Annotated in this window: 10 protein-coding genes; 9 read left to right on the top strand and 1 reads right to left on the bottom strand. The window is 62.0% G+C overall.

What is annotated here, in order from left to right; all coding sequences use genetic code 11:
* The first annotated feature begins 59 nt into the window (after nt 1-59).
* The 7 genes from AC3ANP_RS16230 (at nt 60) to AC3ANP_RS16200 (ending at nt 10,654) form a co-directional block, all read left to right on the top strand.
* The gene (locus tag AC3ANP_RS16230; protein WP_488331149.1) at nt 60-1,919 is read left to right on the top strand and encodes a glycosyltransferase family protein; all 1,860 of its coding nucleotides are present in this window, start codon (nt 60-62) and stop codon (nt 1,917-1,919) included.
* Nucleotides 1,920-1,927: 8 nt separating this feature from the next.
* The gene (wecC, locus tag AC3ANP_RS16225; RefSeq protein WP_488331148.1) at nt 1,928-3,235 is read left to right on the top strand and encodes a UDP-N-acetyl-D-mannosamine dehydrogenase; all 1,308 of its coding nucleotides are present in this window, start codon (nt 1,928-1,930) and stop codon (nt 3,233-3,235) included.
* A 106-nt stretch (nt 3,236-3,341) separates the two neighbouring features.
* The gene (locus tag AC3ANP_RS16220; protein WP_488331147.1) at nt 3,342-4,064 is read left to right on the top strand and encodes a hypothetical protein; all 723 of its coding nucleotides are present in this window, start codon (nt 3,342-3,344) and stop codon (nt 4,062-4,064) included.
* A 4-nt stretch (nt 4,065-4,068) separates the two neighbouring features.
* Nucleotides 4,069-5,967 (top strand): glycosyltransferase family 2 protein, encoded by a 1,899-nt coding sequence (locus AC3ANP_RS16215; protein ID WP_488331146.1) that lies wholly within the window; start codon nt 4,069-4,071, stop codon nt 5,965-5,967.
* Nucleotides 5,968-6,046: 79 nt separating this feature from the next.
* A complete protein-coding gene (locus AC3ANP_RS16210) occupies nt 6,047-8,221 on the top strand; it encodes a glycosyltransferase family 2 protein (protein WP_488331145.1) in 2,175 nt (724 codons plus the stop codon).
* A 160-nt stretch (nt 8,222-8,381) separates the two neighbouring features.
* On the top strand, nt 8,382-9,203 hold the full coding sequence (locus AC3ANP_RS16205) for a hypothetical protein (protein WP_488331144.1): 822 nt from the start codon (nt 8,382-8,384) through the stop codon (nt 9,201-9,203).
* Entirely contained in the window at nt 9,200-10,654 is a 1,455-nt protein-coding gene (locus AC3ANP_RS16200; protein ID WP_488331143.1) for a hypothetical protein, read from the top strand. Before AC3ANP_RS16205 ends, AC3ANP_RS16200 begins: the two co-directional genes overlap by 4 nt.
* A 19-nt stretch (nt 10,655-10,673) precedes the next feature.
* Here the strand turns inward: AC3ANP_RS16200 and AC3ANP_RS16195 are convergent, their stop codons facing one another.
* Entirely contained in the window at nt 10,674-11,543 is an 870-nt protein-coding gene (locus AC3ANP_RS16195) for a glycosyl hydrolase (RefSeq protein WP_488331142.1), read from the bottom strand.
* A gap of 532 nt (nt 11,544-12,075) precedes the next feature.
* Here AC3ANP_RS16195 and AC3ANP_RS16190 point away from each other — a divergent pair.
* Both AC3ANP_RS16190 and AC3ANP_RS16185 read left to right on the top strand, forming a co-directional pair.
* Complete coding sequence (locus AC3ANP_RS16190) at nt 12,076-16,173, top strand: glycosyltransferase (RefSeq protein ID WP_488331141.1); 4,098 nt, start codon at nt 12,076-12,078, stop codon at nt 16,171-16,173.
* Nucleotides 16,154-16,987 carry an alpha/beta hydrolase gene (locus AC3ANP_RS16185; RefSeq protein ID WP_488331140.1) on the top strand — a complete coding sequence of 278 codons (834 nt, stop codon included), beginning with the start codon at nt 16,154-16,156 and terminating at the stop codon, nt 16,985-16,987. The genes AC3ANP_RS16190 and AC3ANP_RS16185 overlap by 20 nt, the downstream gene beginning before the upstream one ends.
* Nucleotides 16,988-17,084 lie beyond the last annotated feature (97 nt).

The following is a 17,084-nucleotide window of genomic DNA, read 5'->3' as shown; positions in this document are numbered from 1 at the left end:
GATTACGAGATAAGGCAGCTTACTGGCGCCGGGCACTGTGGCACGTTCGCCAGGGTGGCATGAAGCAGGTTAGAAGCTACCTGAGCCGCAGCACCACCGAGCGCGACGAGGCCAGCCTGTCCGGCGTCCGTGGAGCGGAAGGCGCGTGGCGAGGGCTCGGCCGCGGTCGCCACCTGATCTTCCGGGAAGCCGCAGTAGACATTGCGCAGCCACGCATTCCGCAGCTGCGCGTCGGCATCATCATGGACGATTTTTCCGCGGCGGCCTTTGCCGCCGAATGGACTGTTGTGGTTCTCAACCCTGACAGCTGGTACCGGCAACTGCGGGAAGAGCCCTTGGACTTCGTGGTTGTCGAGTCCGCCTGGGCCGGCAACGGGGGCCGCTGGCGCGGGAAAATTACCGGGCCCGCGGGGCCATCGGCAGCCTTCCGCGAGCTGATCGAGGGCTGCCGCGCCGCCGGAATCCCCGCGGTCTTTTGGAACAAAGAGGACCCGCCGCATTACGAGGACTTTCTCCCCGCCGCGCGGCTGTTCGACCACGTCTTCACCACTGACGCCAACATGCTGCCGCGCTACCACGCGGATCTCGGCCACAGCAGGGTTTCCGTGCTGCCTTTCGCGGCCCAGCCCCGCATCCACAACCCGGCCAGACCGCGGCACGGCTGGCACGCGCGTGACATCGCATTCGCCGGCATGTACTTTGCCCACAAGTACGAGGACCGCCGCCGTCAAATGGAGTACCTGCTGGGCGCTGCAGTCGACGCCACCGCGGGGAAGCGCCCCGGCTTCGAAATTTTCTCCCGACAGCTGGGCAAGCAGCCTCAGTACCAGTTCCCGGACGGCCTCAAAAAGCACGTGGTGGGCTCGTTGTCCTACAAACAGATGCTGACCGCCTACAAAGCCTACAAAGTGTTTTTGAACGTCAATTCCGTGACCGACTCGCCGTCCATGTGCGCCCGGCGGATTTTTGAGATCACGGCGGCCGGTACCTGCGTGGTTTCAACGCCCAGCGCCGCCATCGAGGCCTTTTTTCCCGATGGTGAGATCCCCACCGCGGACACCCGCATGGAGGCGGCAAGCCTGTTGAGGGCCCTGACCGCCAACCCGGACTACGCCCAACGCCTCGTCCACCGGGCTCAACGCAAGATCTGGGCGGAGCACACTTACAGCCACCGGGCACGGTCCATAGTCGAAGTGGCCCAGCCGGCACTCGCGGTGAAGCCACGCCGGGCCCAGGTTTCGGTGCTGGTGTCCAGCTTCCGCCCGCAGCAAGTCGACCACGTCCTGGCCGGCGTTGCCGCCCAACAGGGCGTGGACGTCCAGCTGGTGTTTCTTGCCCACGGTTTTGGGCTGGACGACAGAACATTCCGGCAACGGTGCCACGACGCCGGGATTGCCGACGTCGTTCTCCTCCAGGAACCGCAGGGGACACCGTTGGGGGAGTGCCTGAACCGCCTCGTGGCGCGAGCCGACGGCGAGTTCGCCACCAAGTGGGATGACGATGATATGTACAGTCCGCTGTACTTGGGAGACCAAGTGCACGCCATGATGTATTCGGAGGCCGTGGTGGTCGGAAAGCGGGCCCATTACATGCACCTGGCCGGACCGGACGCGACCATTCTTCGCAACCCGCAGCTCGAGCACCGTTACGTTGATGCCGTCGCCGGGCCTACCATCTTCGCCGAAACCACAACGTTCCGCGGCATTCCTTTTCAGCCGCTGGCGCGCGGCGAAGACTCGAGGTTCTTAGCGGCCGTTAGAGAGTCTGGTGGCCGCATCTACTCGGCTGACCGCTTCAATTACTGCCAGATGCGCGACGCGGATGCTGCTTCGCACACCTGGTCCATAACAAATGAAGAGCTCATGGCTTCTTCGAAGATCCAGTTCTTCGGTTCGCCCGAAGACCACATTTTAGTTTAGGGGGAGACATGGACGAGACGGCTTTCGACGTTGCGGTCATCGGACTCGGATACATCGGTTTGCCGACGGCGGCCAGCTTCGCCGCGAAAGGCAAGCGCGTTGCCGGGGTCGACGTGAAGCAGTCTACTGTTGACGCTGTAAACCGGGGTGAGGTTCCGTTTGTGGAACCCGATATGGGTGTGGTGGTCTCCGGGGCCGTAAGTTTGGGCAATCTGGTGGCGATGACCACGGTGCCGACGGCTGACGCCTACATCATCGCTGTGCCCACGCCGCTGGCCGAGGGCAAAGGTGCAGACCTCTCGTTCCTGCGCAGCGCGGCGGAGGCCGTCGCGCCCATGCTTCGGGGCGGTGAATTGGTGGTCCTGGAATCCACCTCGCCGCCTGGGACCACGGCACGCCTTGGCGCCTTCCTGATGGGCCTCAGGCCGGACCTGACTCTCCATGCTGCCCCCGGACGCGGCCAAGTGCACGTGGTGCACTCTCCCGAGCGCGTCCTTCCCGGCCGGATCATGATCGAAATGCTCACCAACGACCGTGTGATTGGCGGCCTTACGGAGGAGGGCGCCCAGTTGGCCAAAGGGCTGTACGAGGTGATCTGCCAAGGCGAAATCCTGCTGACGGACGCGACCACGGCGGAGATGACCAAGCTGGTGGAAAACACCTTCCGCGACGTCAATATTGCATTTGCCAATGAACTCTCGCTGATCTGCGACAACCTCGGCATCGACGTGTGGAAGCTGATCGAGTTGGCGAACCACCACCCCCGCGTCAACGTCCTCCGTCCCGGACCGGGTGTCGGCGGCCACTGCATTGCAGTGGACCCCTGGTTCATTGTGGACGCGGCGCCGGAACACTCCGCCCTGATCCGCACCGCCCGAGAAGTCAACGATTCCAAGCCACATCACGTGGTCCGTCAGGCGGTGAAGGCACTCGCTGACCAGCCGGGCGCCACTGTGGCGGTCCTGGGCCTCGCCTTTAAAGCCAACATCGACGACGTACGTGAATCGCCCGCGGTGACGATCGTGCAGGAACTGGCACGGCAGCTGCCGGACAGCGCGATTCTGGTGGTGGACCCGAACGTCGAGAAGATCCCCGCGACCTTGGCAGACTCGGGACTTGCCCGGCTCCATGGCATGGAAGAGGCCGTAGCCGCGGCAGACCTCGTCATGCTCTTGGTGGACCACGATGAATTCCTGACCCTCGATCCGCAATCCCTCGAGGGCAAGCACGTCATCGACACCAAGGGCGTCTGGACCCGCCAGCTCCCTGCGGACGCCAGCCTGCTGCACCCCGTGGGGGCCGGCGTCGGTGGGTGAGGACAGCCGCACCCTGCCGGGGGCCATAGAAGCGGAACTTCGATCGGCCGGCCTCACCCTGAAAAGCCTGCACAGGCCGCGGCGGAAGACCCCCTTGGTCCGGATTTTGATTCGGACCGAGAAGGCCTCGGATCTGGAGGTTGCCGCGACCGTTGGGTCCTTGTTCGGCTCGGCCGGCCAAGACTTTGCCGTCGAGATCTTGGCGGAGGCCGGCAGCCGGCCCAGGCTACAGGAGTGGCTCGCCACCGACGAGCGTTTTTCCTTCGCTGGAAAGAACACCCAGCAGATTGGCGACGCCGTTTTCACCTTGGTGCTGAGCGCGGGAACGGCTCTAGGGCAGCACTCGCTCGAGGCGATGATCGACAGCCTGCAACAGACGCAGGCACTGGTTCTGCGGGCGCTGGTCGATGGCCAGCCCGGCGCGATTGAGCTGTGGCCGACGGCCACCCTAAGAGAGCTCTCCGAAACCGGGGATCCGGAACGGGCCGCACGCAGCGCGGGCGGCGAACGGTGGGTTTCGGGCAACGCCCTCGGCCTGCATCACTTTCGGCGCCCGAAGCCGAAGCTGCACCTGCGCAAGGGCGCCGCGGCCGCCCTTGACCTCAACATCGTGGTCAGGGATCTGTCAGACAGGGCGACCCGCGTGGACTATGAGCAGCGCATCCGGCACCTCGAGTCACGGTTGAGGAAATCCGAAGTTGAGCGCCGCCGGCTGGAAATGGGACTCGCCCCCAACCGCGGGCTGTCCCGCGCCAGGGCGATTGCCCGCAAGGGCCCCGCCTACATCCTGGTCCGGCTCAAGGCCCGCGCCGGCCGGAGCAGGAGCTAGCGGCATGCATCTTAAGAGCGTGGCCGTGGGCGCCGCGGCGAACCGCATAGCCCAGCTGGCCTTGGATCTGGGACTGGACTACGCCCGCACCGACTGGGAGCACCGCGATCCTTCCCGCGGTGCGGACTGGGATCACGGCGTTCCGGCGGAACAGTTGTGGTGGGGCAACTACGTGGTAAAGGCAGAATCGCTGGCCGAGGCCCGGGCCCTGCTTCCGCTGCTTCGCAGCGAAGGACGGGCGGAACGTGTTGTGCTCGTCATCCGCGGGTTCCTTCCACGGGCGGATCTTCCGGTGTGGACGCCGCGTGCTCTGCAGGTCAAGGCGCTCGATGCGGCATTGACAGCCCCGGGCGTTGGCTTCGCGGTGGAAGTGACCGGAGGCAAGTGGGTGAACGTGCACGCTGCGGCTGTCGCTGCCTTGGCGTGCGCCGCGCCTGCTGCGCGCCCGCCCGTGCTCGGAGGCTTGCGGGTCGGTTTCACCGACGCTGCGGACAGCTGCTGGTTGGCGGGGGACGCTCTGGGCAGTTTCATGACGGTGCAGCTCCTGCACCCGGAGCCGGACGACATCTACCCGGTGGATGTGCTGATCGGACGCCGTGAGCTCGCCGTGGAGCTCGGCGAACAGGCATCGGTCAACCCGGCCCGGGCGACGCCGCCTGTCTGGACATCTCGGGGAACAGTGCTGCCTCCTGTTGACACCACCGTCATCTCGCCCATGGGTTTTCTCCCGTACCCGGCCAAACAGGTGTGGACGCTCGAGCCAGCCGAGCTCGGCACCGGCGGCCTCCTGCACGAAGCGGACCTCGCGGCGCTCCGTGAACACAGCTACCTCGAGGTGGACGGCGCACGATTTGAGGGTTTGCACTGGGACTTGGCGCGCCGCCTCAGCCAACTGGCCGTTGCCGGGGTCCCGCTCCTGGTGCGGGCTTTGCCCACCGAGGCGCGCTCCCTGCTCGGTGATGAGCTCCTGCAACAGATTGATTCGTTCGACGCCGGTGACCCTCCGGTGCTGCGGGAAGCAAAGTCGATCGGGATGCGGCGGACGGCTCTGGATCTTTACAGCCCCAGGCCCCGGTGGAACAAACTACTGGGCGGGCTGGGGAAACCGCTGCTCCCGCTATCCTCAGTGAGTGTGGTCTTAGCGACCCGCCGGCCCGAGAAGCTGGCCTTCGCGCTGCACCAGCTCTCGCGCCAAAGCTGGCCAGCACTTGAAGTGGTGGTGGTGCTGCACGGTTTTGACGCCGACCTGCCCGAGGTCCGGCGCGCCGTTGAGTCCTACGCCGGCGAATTGCAGGTCCTCTCGGTGCCTGCTGACATGGTTTTCGGCGACGTGCTGAACGCTGGCATCCGAGCCACCAGCGGGGATCTTGTCTGCAAGATGGACGACGATGACTGGTACGGCCCGCACCACCTGCGCGACCTGGTCCATGCCAAGGACTTCAGCGGCGCCACCCTAGTGGGGGCACAAGTTGAATTCGTGTATCTAGAGACCCTGGATATCACCACCCGCAGGCCGCCGCTCGGCGAACAGTACTCGGACCACGTGGCAGGTGGCACCATGATGCTCGGCCGGGACGAGCTTCGTCAGCTCGGCGGATGGCGTCCGGTCCACCGCGCCGTGGACCGCTGCCTCCTGCAGGCAGTCCAGGCCGCGGGCGGATTGATTTACCGGTCGCACGGCCAAAACTACATGATGCAGCGCCACACTGGGACCGATTCGCACGGCGGCCATACCTGGAACCCGGAGGACAGCATCTTCCTGCAAAGCGTGGCCGAGCAATGGGACGGCTTCCAGCCACCCCCGCAACTCAATGCGACCACGGACGCTGGCGGCGCCCGCGGGGAGGCTTTCCGCAGCCACTTTTCGAGTGCCTTCGACAAGGAGGCACTGCCACGCCAATGAACAACTCGATCGCCCTAGGAATATCTTGCCCCTCACACGTCTAATCCGCAGGTTCCGGAGGCTCTCATTACAGAAAAAGGTGGCCGCTACTGCCTTTAGCGTGCTGTTTTTCGGAGTCCTTGCATCAGCCTACTTCCAAGCCGTTTACGTTTTTCTAGCGGCTCTGCTGCTGATGGTTGCCGCCGGGCTGGCGGGGCTGGCAAAGATTGACGCTGCTCTCATGCGAGCCCGTATCGGGGCCAAGGCGCTGGCGCCGTCCACTTTCTCCGCCTTGCAAGGGCCGGAATCGGGGGCGTTAGGGCCGGCCTACTGGTGGGGCACGAAAGGAAACATTCCGGCCGCAAGACTTGTCCAGCGGCTGACTCAATTCCGCTCGGTAGACGGCCGCGACATACTTACCCGCAATGCGACGTCAGGCCGCTGGGACTGGTATCAAATGGAACATGCTCTCGAGCTGGTGCGGATAGGCGGCGGTGCACAGGAACCGATCCTTCGAGTCTTTGACTCCACCATTCAAAACCGACTGCTCCTTCTGGCGGATACCTGCTACCGGCAGAATCTCCGCAAGCATGACATCCTCAACGCTGCGACGATCTATCAGTACGTCTACGGCAGGTTAGGTCCGAAGAGTTTCCAGAGCAAACGTCGCGGCGAGTATTTTCTGGATGCCTTGGCGCAGACGGGCCGCGGAGACCAAATGCTGAGGCTGCAGGGGCTATACGACAGCGAGGCCAGGAACCCCAACGATCTGCACCTGTACAGGGCCAACGCGAAGAACCCCTTCCGCTACCCGACCCGTTCTCAGGAAGAGTGGATGGATGAGATCAATGCCCTGTACCAGGCCGCTGGGCTGGCGCTCATTCGCCTCAATGACGGCGCGGAACCGGCTTTTCTTCGTCTAGCCACGGATGCCGTGCCCGCCGTGACCGACGGGCCTCTGGTCACAATCGTGATGCCGGTTTTCCGACCTGACGCATTTACGGACCTCGCTATTCAATCTGCGCTGGCTCAAAGCTACCGGAACATCGAAGTCATTATCGTCGACGACGGATCCGGGGACGCCTATGCGGGCCGGCTGGACAAGTGGGAAGTTGCGGATCCCCGCGTCAGGGTCGTGCGCAACGAGCGAAACTCCGGTGCCTATACGTCCCGCAATATCGGGTATTCGCTCGCGACCGGCCAGTTCATCACCATTTTCGATGGGGACGATTGGCAACACCCCCAGAAAGTCGAGATGCTGGTTGCTCTCGCGGGTCAGCAGGAAGACCACCGACTGGTTTCAGCCCCGTGGTCACGCGTCGGCGAAGATTTGATGTTCCACTACCGGGGCTGGAGAGGAGCATACGTGACCCCTGCTCACGTCTCCACCCTGTTTCCTGTGCAAATTATTAGGGAGCGCCTCGGCTACTGGGACACGGTCCGAAAGGCAGCTGACACCGAGTTCATCCTTAGATACCAGCTCTTGGTGAACGACAAGGAAGTGCTGGAAGTCACCCAGGCACCCTTGACGTTGTCGCTGGTGACTTCAACCAACCTGTCCATGGAGGACTTCAGGATGGGATACCGCTCGCCGGACCGTGTGGCCTACCGGGCCGCCTACGAACATTGGCACCGGCAGATCAAGGCCGGTCGCCACACCGGCCACCTGGATTTCCGTTTGGAAGGCTCCCGCGCCTTCCCGGCTCCCGCCAATTTTCTGCCCGCACGGTCCGAACCGCGCGAAATCGACGAGCTTTTCGTTGGAGATTTCGGTGCCGCCAAGGAGAACGATCCCACCATGTGGCGCGACATCGAGCAAGCCCGATCCGCGGGACGCCGCATCGGGCTGATGCATGTTCCGAGCATCCTCCGCTCCGTCTCGTTTCAGTCGTCCTTTGCTGACGAAGTCATGGACGAATTCGCAGCGGGAAGTCTCACACGGGTGGAGGTGACCGACGACGTCCGTTCGCGAATCGTCCGGGTGTACGATCCCACAAGTTTCCAGTTCACCCGCGCACTGCCGAGTGGGCACACCGCGGACACTATAATGGTTCGAGCTTCCGAGCCGCCCATCCACCCGCTAACTGGAGAACACGCATATGCCGTCACGACTGTCGCCCAACACCTTGGTGCGATTTTTGGCGGAGTGGTCCAGTGGGCGTCGGAGGACCCTGACGTGGCCGCCGTCCTGGAACGGACGCTCACCAGCCCGGCCGAGGCGCCGTCCGTTGACAATGAAGGGCTGGCGCTGGTGGCCGCTGCCGGGCGGGACTAGCCGGGAGGCTACGGGCCCAGAGCCGCGCGACGCCGATGCGACGACGTCTCTCCCCATCGACTGGAACCAAAATGTCGGGTGGGATCCAGACAACGGCGTAGCGAAGCTCGCCGTGGCGTCAGGTTCCTCCATCACCTCGCTCCCGGCACAGGACACGCACGTGGTCTTTGAGTCGGCTTCGCCCGATCGGTTGCCGCTACGGATGTTGTTCGAGCCGAATGACAGCGACACTCTGCTCATTTCCCTGCACGGTGCGATGGACCGCACTAGGTTTCGGGTGCCCCGGTTCGAGTGGCGCCGAACCCTTAACCGGCTGCACGCGGCTCGGCTCTATCTTTCCGATAGCACCCTTGAGATCAACGAATCTCTCGAAATCGGCTGGTACATCGGCCGGGAAGGTCAAGACCTCATTGCTGAGTATGCGTCCGTGGTGCGCCAGGTCGTTGCTGCCGGCGGGTACTCGAACGTCGTCTGCGTCGGGAGCAGTGCCGGAGGATTTGGCGCGCTGGCCCTGTCCCGGCTCATTCCCAACTCGGTCGCCGTCGTCTTCTCGCCCCAAACCACGATCAGTGGATACCACTTGAGCCAACGAAAGGCCTTAGCGGCCGCGGCATTTCCCGGGTACAAGTCGTATGAGCGTGTCGAGGCTGAGTTTGGAACGAGAGTCAACTTGCGCAAGCTCTACCAGGCACTCCGCCCGGTTAATTTCGTCCACTTCGTCCAAAACACGGGTGACCAATACCACTTCGAAGCCCACTACGTACCTTTTGCGCTAGCCAATGGTGCCGACCCGGATAAAGGCGGGTTCATCCGACGCCGGAAGATTAACTTCGTGGCCGAACGCTACGAGAACGAACATGCGCCCCCCTCGAGGGGTTATTTTGTCTCCCACATTCAACAGGCACACTGGAACGTTTACGGCCGGGAGCTCCCTCTGTTGCCGTCCGATCCGGTGCGCGAAGCAGAACTAGGACCCCGATGACGTTACTGCCCGAGCCTCCTCGACGCCCAGACCTGGACCGGCTGCTGTATAGGAACGGCTTCGTCGTGTCCGATTCCCCATTGACGGCCGGCGTGCTGGCTGGCTGGAGGTCTTCAGTACTGGGTGGCGTCATCCTCACGCTGCACCCTGAAACCAAGTGCGTTATTGCCGCGGCCCACGGAGGCCACATGGCTCTGGTGGGCCTGGCCTTCGACCCCGAAAGAGGAATCTACCAGGAGGACGAGGTCCTGGCGGAGCTCGTGGCCGCGTCCGCCAGCCAACACGAATTCTACGAAGCGCTCGACCGTCTGGCGGGACGATTTGCACTAATTGTGCACCGCCAGGGCAAAACCGAGATATACCAGGACGCAATCGGATCAAGGTCCGTCTTCTACTCCACCGCCGGCGCTGCCGTCGCCGCTTCACACGCGGAAATCGTGGCCCACCTCATAGGAACAAGCTTCGCCGACTATTTTGTACCCTTCATAACCTCCCGCAACTACCTGCAGCGGGACGTGAAGTATTTGCCGGGCGTGGCAACGCCGTACGACCACGTGGTGCAGCTGACACCGAACACCAAATTGATCATGCCGGAACAGACTGTGGAAAGGTTCTGGCCGCGCGAAGAGCGAGGGGGCGAGGCAACCAATGACCAGGCGGCGGCGGCCCTAGAGGCCCATCTGCACGGGCTTCGCTGGTATCTGGCCATCAATGCACGGCGCCCGGTGCTGGGCTTGACGGCCGGCACGGACAGCCGCGGCGTCTTCGCCGCTACCAAGGACAATAACCCGGTCATCTTCACCTACGTGCGCAGCGAATCGGCAAATATGACCGGTTCCGGGGACGCTCGGAAGGCGTCCGAGATCGCAGGGGCCTACGGACTGGAATCGCAGGTCTGGCCTATCCACAACCGCCTGACACTCAACCAAACGAATGACGCCCTGTCTGAGGCGTTCCGGCGCTCCACCGCCTACTACCGCGGGCCCGGCTCGCCGTGGCTCGGACGCCTTGCCCTGACCGGGGACAAGGTAAAAGGCGGCATCTTCATCCGTGGCTTCGGCGGTGAAATAATGCGCGGCTTCTACCAAAGCCAAGACAAGAGGATTAGCGAGGTCAACGTACAGCAGTTCTCCAACGCTTACGACGTGAACGCCGGTTCTCATATCACCCGAAACTTCTTCGCAGAGATGATGGAGCGGGTGTCGTTGACCTCCGAATCCGTCATGGGCTACGACCCAAATGACATTTTCTACTGGGAACACCGGATGGGGACGTGGGGGAGTGTGTCGATGTCGGAGGCTGACTTGGCAATGCCGTCGATGGTGGGATACAACTCCCGAAACCTCTACAAGACGTTTATGGCCCTGCCGCAGGACGCTAGGGCCAGCAGGGCGGCCTTCGAAGAGGCCACCCTGCGGCTGGCACCGGCCTTGAAGGCCCTCGAGTCTTAGGCCAAGGGTCTCGCCTCGCTTAGAGCGACGCGTAGAGCCGGCCGGTGCTCGTCAGGGTTCCGTCAGCGTTGTATAAGGCAGACGAGCCCATGACTGGGTCGCTGATGGACCGGGTCTTCCAGGCAAAGCGCTCAACAAATGGCATTTGCCGCATACCCGCTACACTGGCGCGCATAAAGTCATTGGTCTGCGACCTGCTGTAACGGCTGGGCCGGGTCGAGGATGCGTTCCAGTCGGCCACTGCATATTCAGTCACCCAAACAGGCTTGCCGTACTTTTCGTGCAAGGCGGATACCTTATCAAGGAAGTCCTGTACGTTTGGCCACGCGTAGCAATGCATGGTGACGAAGTCCACGCGGAGTCCGCGCTTGTTGGCTTTTGCCATAAACTCCTCGAGCCACAGGCTAGAGGGCTTCGCAGTAGCGGGTGAACCCAGCCTCAACCCGGTTGCTTGAAGCTTTGGCCAAAGGCTGATTGCTTGGTCCACCGTCATATTGGCTTGAGCGCTGACATCAGGCTCGTTGAAACCCAGGAGGTTCTTGGCTTTGGTCAGCGCTAGTTGGCTAGCCACGTAGTTAATGGCGCCTTGGTCCAGCGCCTTGGCGCTTCGAATCATTGGTACGAAGCCGGGCGTCGTTGTCACGGTGTATTTGGAGCCCCAAGAGTAGTACCAGCCGAGGTTCAGAGCCTTGATTTGTTGGAGTGCCAGCGCATCAGTACCGGCGTGGCTCACGCCCTTCAGTGCCTTGACTGCCGGTAACACTGACGGAGCCAGGGCCACGTTAGGCTGCGTACCGGAGGCGCCCGCGGGGCCAGCGTTGATTGCCAAGAGAGCACCGGGCGCCGCCATTGCAGCGAGGGGGATCGAGAGAAACTTGCGGCGTTCCATAACGACCTTTCAGGAATAGTTGGCAGCTGGTCAAGTTTGGCCCAGAAAGCGTCGGTAGATCTCCGGTGCTGCTTTACACGGAGACGGATAGGTCGTGTGACAAGTTAGCACGGCTGGATCAGGCCAACACATGATCCGGCGCAGGAATAGCGCAATTTTGATCTTGGCTCTTACCTACACGAACTAGATGCCATTGAATCAACGCTTGGCTGTCGGTTAGGGCGGAAACTGAGCCATTGGGAGGTTGCGCGTCTAGGCGTGGGTGGTGACACCGGAGGCTTCAAGAATTGCAATTGAAGAAACCAAGAATAAAGCCCCTTTGGGCAATCTAAAGAATGTGAGACAGGCTCAGTACGGTCAGCTGAGGAAACGCACAGAATTTCGGGTGATGCTCTCGGGTCCATCCGGCTTTGGTATCATAGCCGTGGTTCCCTCGCCCTTTGGCACCTCGCGCTTGTGGTCTTGCCCCCGTGTGGCACCTCCCGCCCGTGGTTCCTTTGCCGCTTATGGCTCCTCACGAGATCGCAGGTCTATGAAGTTCAAGATTGTCAATTACCAGGCCCACCGGATCAGCGGCTGGGTGTACGAGCCCGACGCCGGTCACGAAACGGCTGTGCTCGATATCGTGGTCAACGGGGAAACAGTCACTTCGCTTACTTGCAACATATTCCGAGATGAGCTCTCGGCTGAGGAGTTCAGCACCCGAAACGTGGGTTTCCTTGGCAGCTTGCCTCCCCAGTTTTGGACCGGGGATGAGCACGACGTGGCCCTCATTCACCGCGGCACGGGCGATATTCTTGGCCAGAAGGGTATCACTACCACTGATTTCCGGATCGCGGGCACGGAGGATCTTAGCGCCGGCTTCATGGTTACACCGCTTGGCCAAGTGGCCGGATGGGCCAGCGCCGAAAACCGGCCGGCATACGCGCGGGTGGCCGTGGACGGCCAGGTCATCGACCAAGGGAGAACCGGCCGACGAGTCCTTCCGTGGAAGCGTGAGGCGGTGAAGCTCAACGCCCCCATGGGCTACATGCACGGCACCCAGATTCCTTCGGATTTTTTCGACGGACAGGTCCACCGGGTCCAGGTGTTCGCCGGTGGCGAGCCGTCCGCGCCGGTGCTGGTGCTGGACGAAATGCTGGAGCTAGCGGCGGAGTACAGGGAGGCCGCCGGTCGCGAAGCGCAGCGGCTGCAACATGATGCACCCGATACCTCCTCCACGTGGCTCAAGCCTGCCCGGATTCGCTCCGAGATCCGCGTTGCTCACATGGCACTGACGGATAGCTATGCCTCGATCGCTTTGACGGGGGAGTCCCAGTACCGTCGGCTGGTCCTGCGTGTGGGCGAGGCCGAGCTGATCCTAACGGCACGGACTGGGCCACCTGAGAGCGACCCCGGGGCCGCGGGGACCCAGCGGTATGCCGGGGCAATCCCGCTCGAGGGCAGGTTCACCGACTCTATCGCCCTGCATACGCCGGGAGCCGAAGTCGGCGCCACCTATGATCTCCGTTTGGGAGACTTTACCGGTCGTCGGCCCGAGGGCTTGCCCGAGCTCATCGTGCAGGACAACGAAGGAGAGTTCCTGCTCTCCGAGACCGCCCTTGATGGGGGGGCTTTCACCGGGTGGGCTTTCCACACGGCGGGACTCGACTTTCCTGTGGAGCTGGTCCTCTGTGAGGTCACCGAGACAGGGCCAGCCGAGATCCGCCGGGCCCGCGCGACCCTTGAGAACAATCAAGCGAAACTGCTGCACGGCATCCCGCGCGCGGGATACTCTCTCGCTCTGCCTTCCTCTGTTCTAGTGCCCGGAAGCGCGCATTTGCGACTGCTCGCCGTCCACGCCCGGGGGGAGAGGGTGCTCTGGGAGGATCGGTCCTTCTGCGCCACCGACCAGTTCCTGCTCGCACAGGCACTCCAGGCCTCCTCGTCATCCCGCGCCCTGGACCTTCTGGGAAGCGCACGCCGGGCCGGACGTAAGAACTTCGTCGAGGCGTTCCTAGGGACGTATAAGCACTCCCGGGCTCAAATCAGCTTAGAGAAGTTGGAAGCTGCCATAGCCTCGCAGAAGCAGCGCGCGGGCGCGACGCTCGAACCAGCTCGCGGCGCAATCTGGTACTGGGTTCAGGAGTTGCGTGCGAATCCAGGTCGTCTCCAGTGGTTCACCACCAACGCGATTCGCAACCGCAACGGTGGCGCCCGCGACGTGCTGGCATATGCCGCGTCCAAGGGACGCTATGACTTTGGCCAGCTTCATGGGATTCTCGAGTCCTACCGGACAGAGCTCTTTCGAGAGTCCGCTGCCGAGATGTTGGTAGACGAGCATTGGAAATCCGGTGTGCTCGCCTTGGCCCGGTTTCTCTTCGCCGCGCCTCGGGACGAGACTGATAAGCTTGATGCGCTGACTCTGTACTCCATGCTCGAGGCGTGGAGGGGGCTGGAGGCCATCACCGCCGCCGACCGCGCCTTCTATGGGGACCTCCTTCGGTGGCGCGGGGAATTCGCAGAATCCGCCCGGGTGCTCATCGCGGAAGATCCTGATTCTGATCATGACTTCTCGCAGAACCTGCTGGCGCTCAACGCGATTAACCCGCACGTGACGGGCAACCCCAGCTACTCGGGAGCCTGGTTGGCAGGATTCAACGAGATGCTCGAAGGAGACGGCATCGCTCCGATCTCGATGCAGCGAGACCAGATCGGTTTCTACAACGTCACCACGGACCTGCCCCCAGCCCCGGAGGATCCGGGAGCCCCGCTGGTGACGGTGATCATGCCAATATACGAACCCAGCGCCGCCACCAACATGGCCGTGGATTCCCTGTTGCGGCAGACCTGGCGCAGGCTTGAGATCATCATGATCGACGACTGCTCACCTGAGCAGGACGCTGAGGGTCACCCGACGCCATTCAGGCAACAGCTACAGGAACTTGCGGCACGTGACCCTCGCATCCGTTTGGTGCTCAACGACGTAAACCGTGGCTCCTACTCTGTGCGCAACGATGCCCTCGACCTGGCCACAGGCGACCTGATCACCGTGGCGGATAAGGACGATTGGCACCACCCCCAGCAGATCGAGTTGCAGGTTCGCGACTTCATGGCGGGTCCTGAACGCATTGCGAATATGACCAACTGGGTACGCGTGGACGAGCAGCTGACCTTGATGCTGCGGTCCGCAACGGGACGGGTATTCTACCCCTCCATGGCTTCGTTGATGTTCCGACGTGATCCGGTGATGAAGGACCTCGGTTACTGGGACACGATCCGCAAATCTGGAGACTCAGAGTTCAAGAGCCGCATCGAGAATTACTACGGGATCACCGTGGAGCCGATCACTAGAGTACCCATGGCGTTCGCTCTCATGGATGGAGCAAACCTCACCCGTGATGACATGGGTGTCGGCTATCTCGCACCGGAACGCCGGGCGTACCTGCGTGGCTACAAGAGTTGGCATCGCGAAATTCGGGAATCGGGCGAATCCCCTTATATGCCTAAGACGTTGGAAGAACGTCGCTTTGTCGCTCCGGCCGCATACCTGCCAGGATCCCGGCCCGAAGGCCCAGCCCGGTATGACGTTGTCTTCGCTTCCGAGTTCGGCTTCCTCGCCGGAAACTCTACGTCACTCTTTAATGAGATCTCGGTCTGTCTAAACGCGGGCCTCCGGGTAGGTGTGATCCCGTTTCAGAACGGTCTGATCCCTTCGGCTTCCAAACGGCAGTTCAGCCGTAAAATTGATGACTTGGTACTTACTGGTCAGGTGGACCGGCTGTCTCTGGACACCGCAGCTGAGAGTGACCTTCTCGTCGTGCGGTGGCCCACAGCGGTGCAGGTTGTGCCGGATGTGAAAGCCGGATTGAAGACCAAGAAGGCTGTCATAGTCTCCAACCATCCGCCGTTCGAACCGAGCGGAGAGCGGCGCAGCTATGACATCGGCGTCGTCACCCGCAATATCGAGAGCCTCTTCGGCGTGCGGCCGCTCTGGGCCCCGCAGAGTGAGCAGATCGGGGCCATGATCGCACCACTAATGCCCGCGTCAGATCTGACAAGCTTCTCTTGGAAGGGCATCATCGAGCTCAAAGAGCAGGCGAGCCGAAACCGCTACCGGGCAGGGGGGCCAACCATTGGCCGGCACGCGCGCGACGACGCTGCAAAATGGCCCTCGGACCGAAAGGTTTTCAAGCACGTCTATCCGGCAGATGGCTCAACGCGAGTCTGCATTCTTGGCGGCACCAAGGTGCCTGTGCAGAAAGGCTTCCTCTCGCGGAACCCGCCCGCTTGGGAGATCTATGCCTTCAATGAGATCAGCGTGGAGGAGTACCTGTCGGAGAAGATCGACTTCTTCGTCTACTTTCACAGCGACGGTTGGCTCGAAGCCTTCGGTATGGCCATCCTTGAGGCCATGAGCTACGGAGTGGTCTGTGTTCTGCCACGCCATTTTGAACCCGTGTTCAAAGATGCGGCGGTATATGCAGAGCCCGACCAGGTCAGGAATGTCGTCAACGAGTTGTGGGATTCGCAGCGCTATGCACAACAGCAGCAGCGTGCAGTCCGTTTCATCGAGCAGGAATGTACTCCGGAGGCCTACTTGAGGCGCTTGTCCGGTCTAGGCGTGGAAGTTGAGCAGCATGAAGGCTAAGAAGACATCGATCAAGCATCTGGAGAGCGTTCCGCGCCATAACTGGGCGGGACCGGCAGACCTCGTCGTCCAGGGGCGGGGCCTCTACACCGAGCGTTTCGAGGGTGAGCAGTACGACTTCCTCTTCGCCCCCAAGCCCGAGACGGGGCGCCTGATCGTCTTTTTCTCGGGAGACGCGAGACGAAGCATGTTTGAGCCGCCAGTATTCCAGCGCTGGAGTTGGGCGAGTAAGTTCCCTGCCAGCTGCCTGTACTTTTCAGACCCGGCGCTCTACCACGACAGTAATCTCGGGCTCGCCTGGTATGCCGGGAACAGCCAGGGAGACTACCTGGAACACATCTCGCAGATCGTAAGGTCCGTGGCTGAGAAGGCGCGCATTGCTGAGGACCGGGTGTTCTCTTACGGATCCAGTGGCGGCGGATTCGCAGCTCTGCGATTCGCCCGGTACTACGAGGGAGTGCGAGTGATTGCGATTAACCCCCAGACTGACCTTCGGAAGTACCCCGTCAAGTGGACCAACCGCATGTCGCGGGCAGCCTACGGCGCTGCCAAGCTGGGCGCAGTCCCAGAGAAACATTGGTATAAGTTTTCGGCACTTGATTCCGAGGTGACGCGCAACGCTCGGAGCATATTCCTGGCACAGAACGAACAGGATACAGATCACTACGAGAATCACTTCCTGCCATTCAAAGAGTTCGTTGAGTCCGCAGGTCACGGGGATAAGCTCATAGGCCGTATCTTTTCGGATGCGTCAGGTCATGCTGGAGCAGAAAACCAAGAGACTTTCGACGAGATACTGACCCTCATCAATTAGCTCCGCGGTTCAAGTCTCCCAATCTCTGATCAACTGGCTCGAGACGTGCCCGAGTGTCTCAGTTACGAAGCGCGGACCAAGCTGGCCATGTCTTGGA

Source organism: Arthrobacter sp. JB02-1C, assembly GCF_057748045.1.
This window is presented reverse-complemented; position numbering and strand designations above follow the sequence as displayed.

Excerpts from the sequence above, each read along its gene's own strand:
- AC3ANP_RS16230 (WP_488331149.1), top strand. The coding sequence starts at position 60 with ATGAAGCAGGTTAGAAGCTACCTGAGCCGCAGCACCACCGAGCGCGAC.
- wecC (WP_488331148.1), top strand. The coding sequence starts at position 1,928 with ATGGACGAGACGGCTTTCGACGTTGCGGTCATCGGACTCGGATACATC.
- AC3ANP_RS16215 (WP_488331146.1), top strand. The coding sequence starts at position 4,069 with ATGCATCTTAAGAGCGTGGCCGTGGGCGCCGCGGCGAACCGCATAGCC.
- AC3ANP_RS16200 (WP_488331143.1), top strand. The coding sequence starts at position 9,200 with ATGACGTTACTGCCCGAGCCTCCTCGACGCCCAGACCTGGACCGGCTG.
- AC3ANP_RS16195 (WP_488331142.1), bottom strand. The coding sequence starts at position 11,543 with ATGGAACGCCGCAAGTTTCTCTCGATCCCCCTCGCTGCAATGGCGGCG.
- AC3ANP_RS16190 (WP_488331141.1), top strand. The coding sequence starts at position 12,076 with ATGAAGTTCAAGATTGTCAATTACCAGGCCCACCGGATCAGCGGCTGG.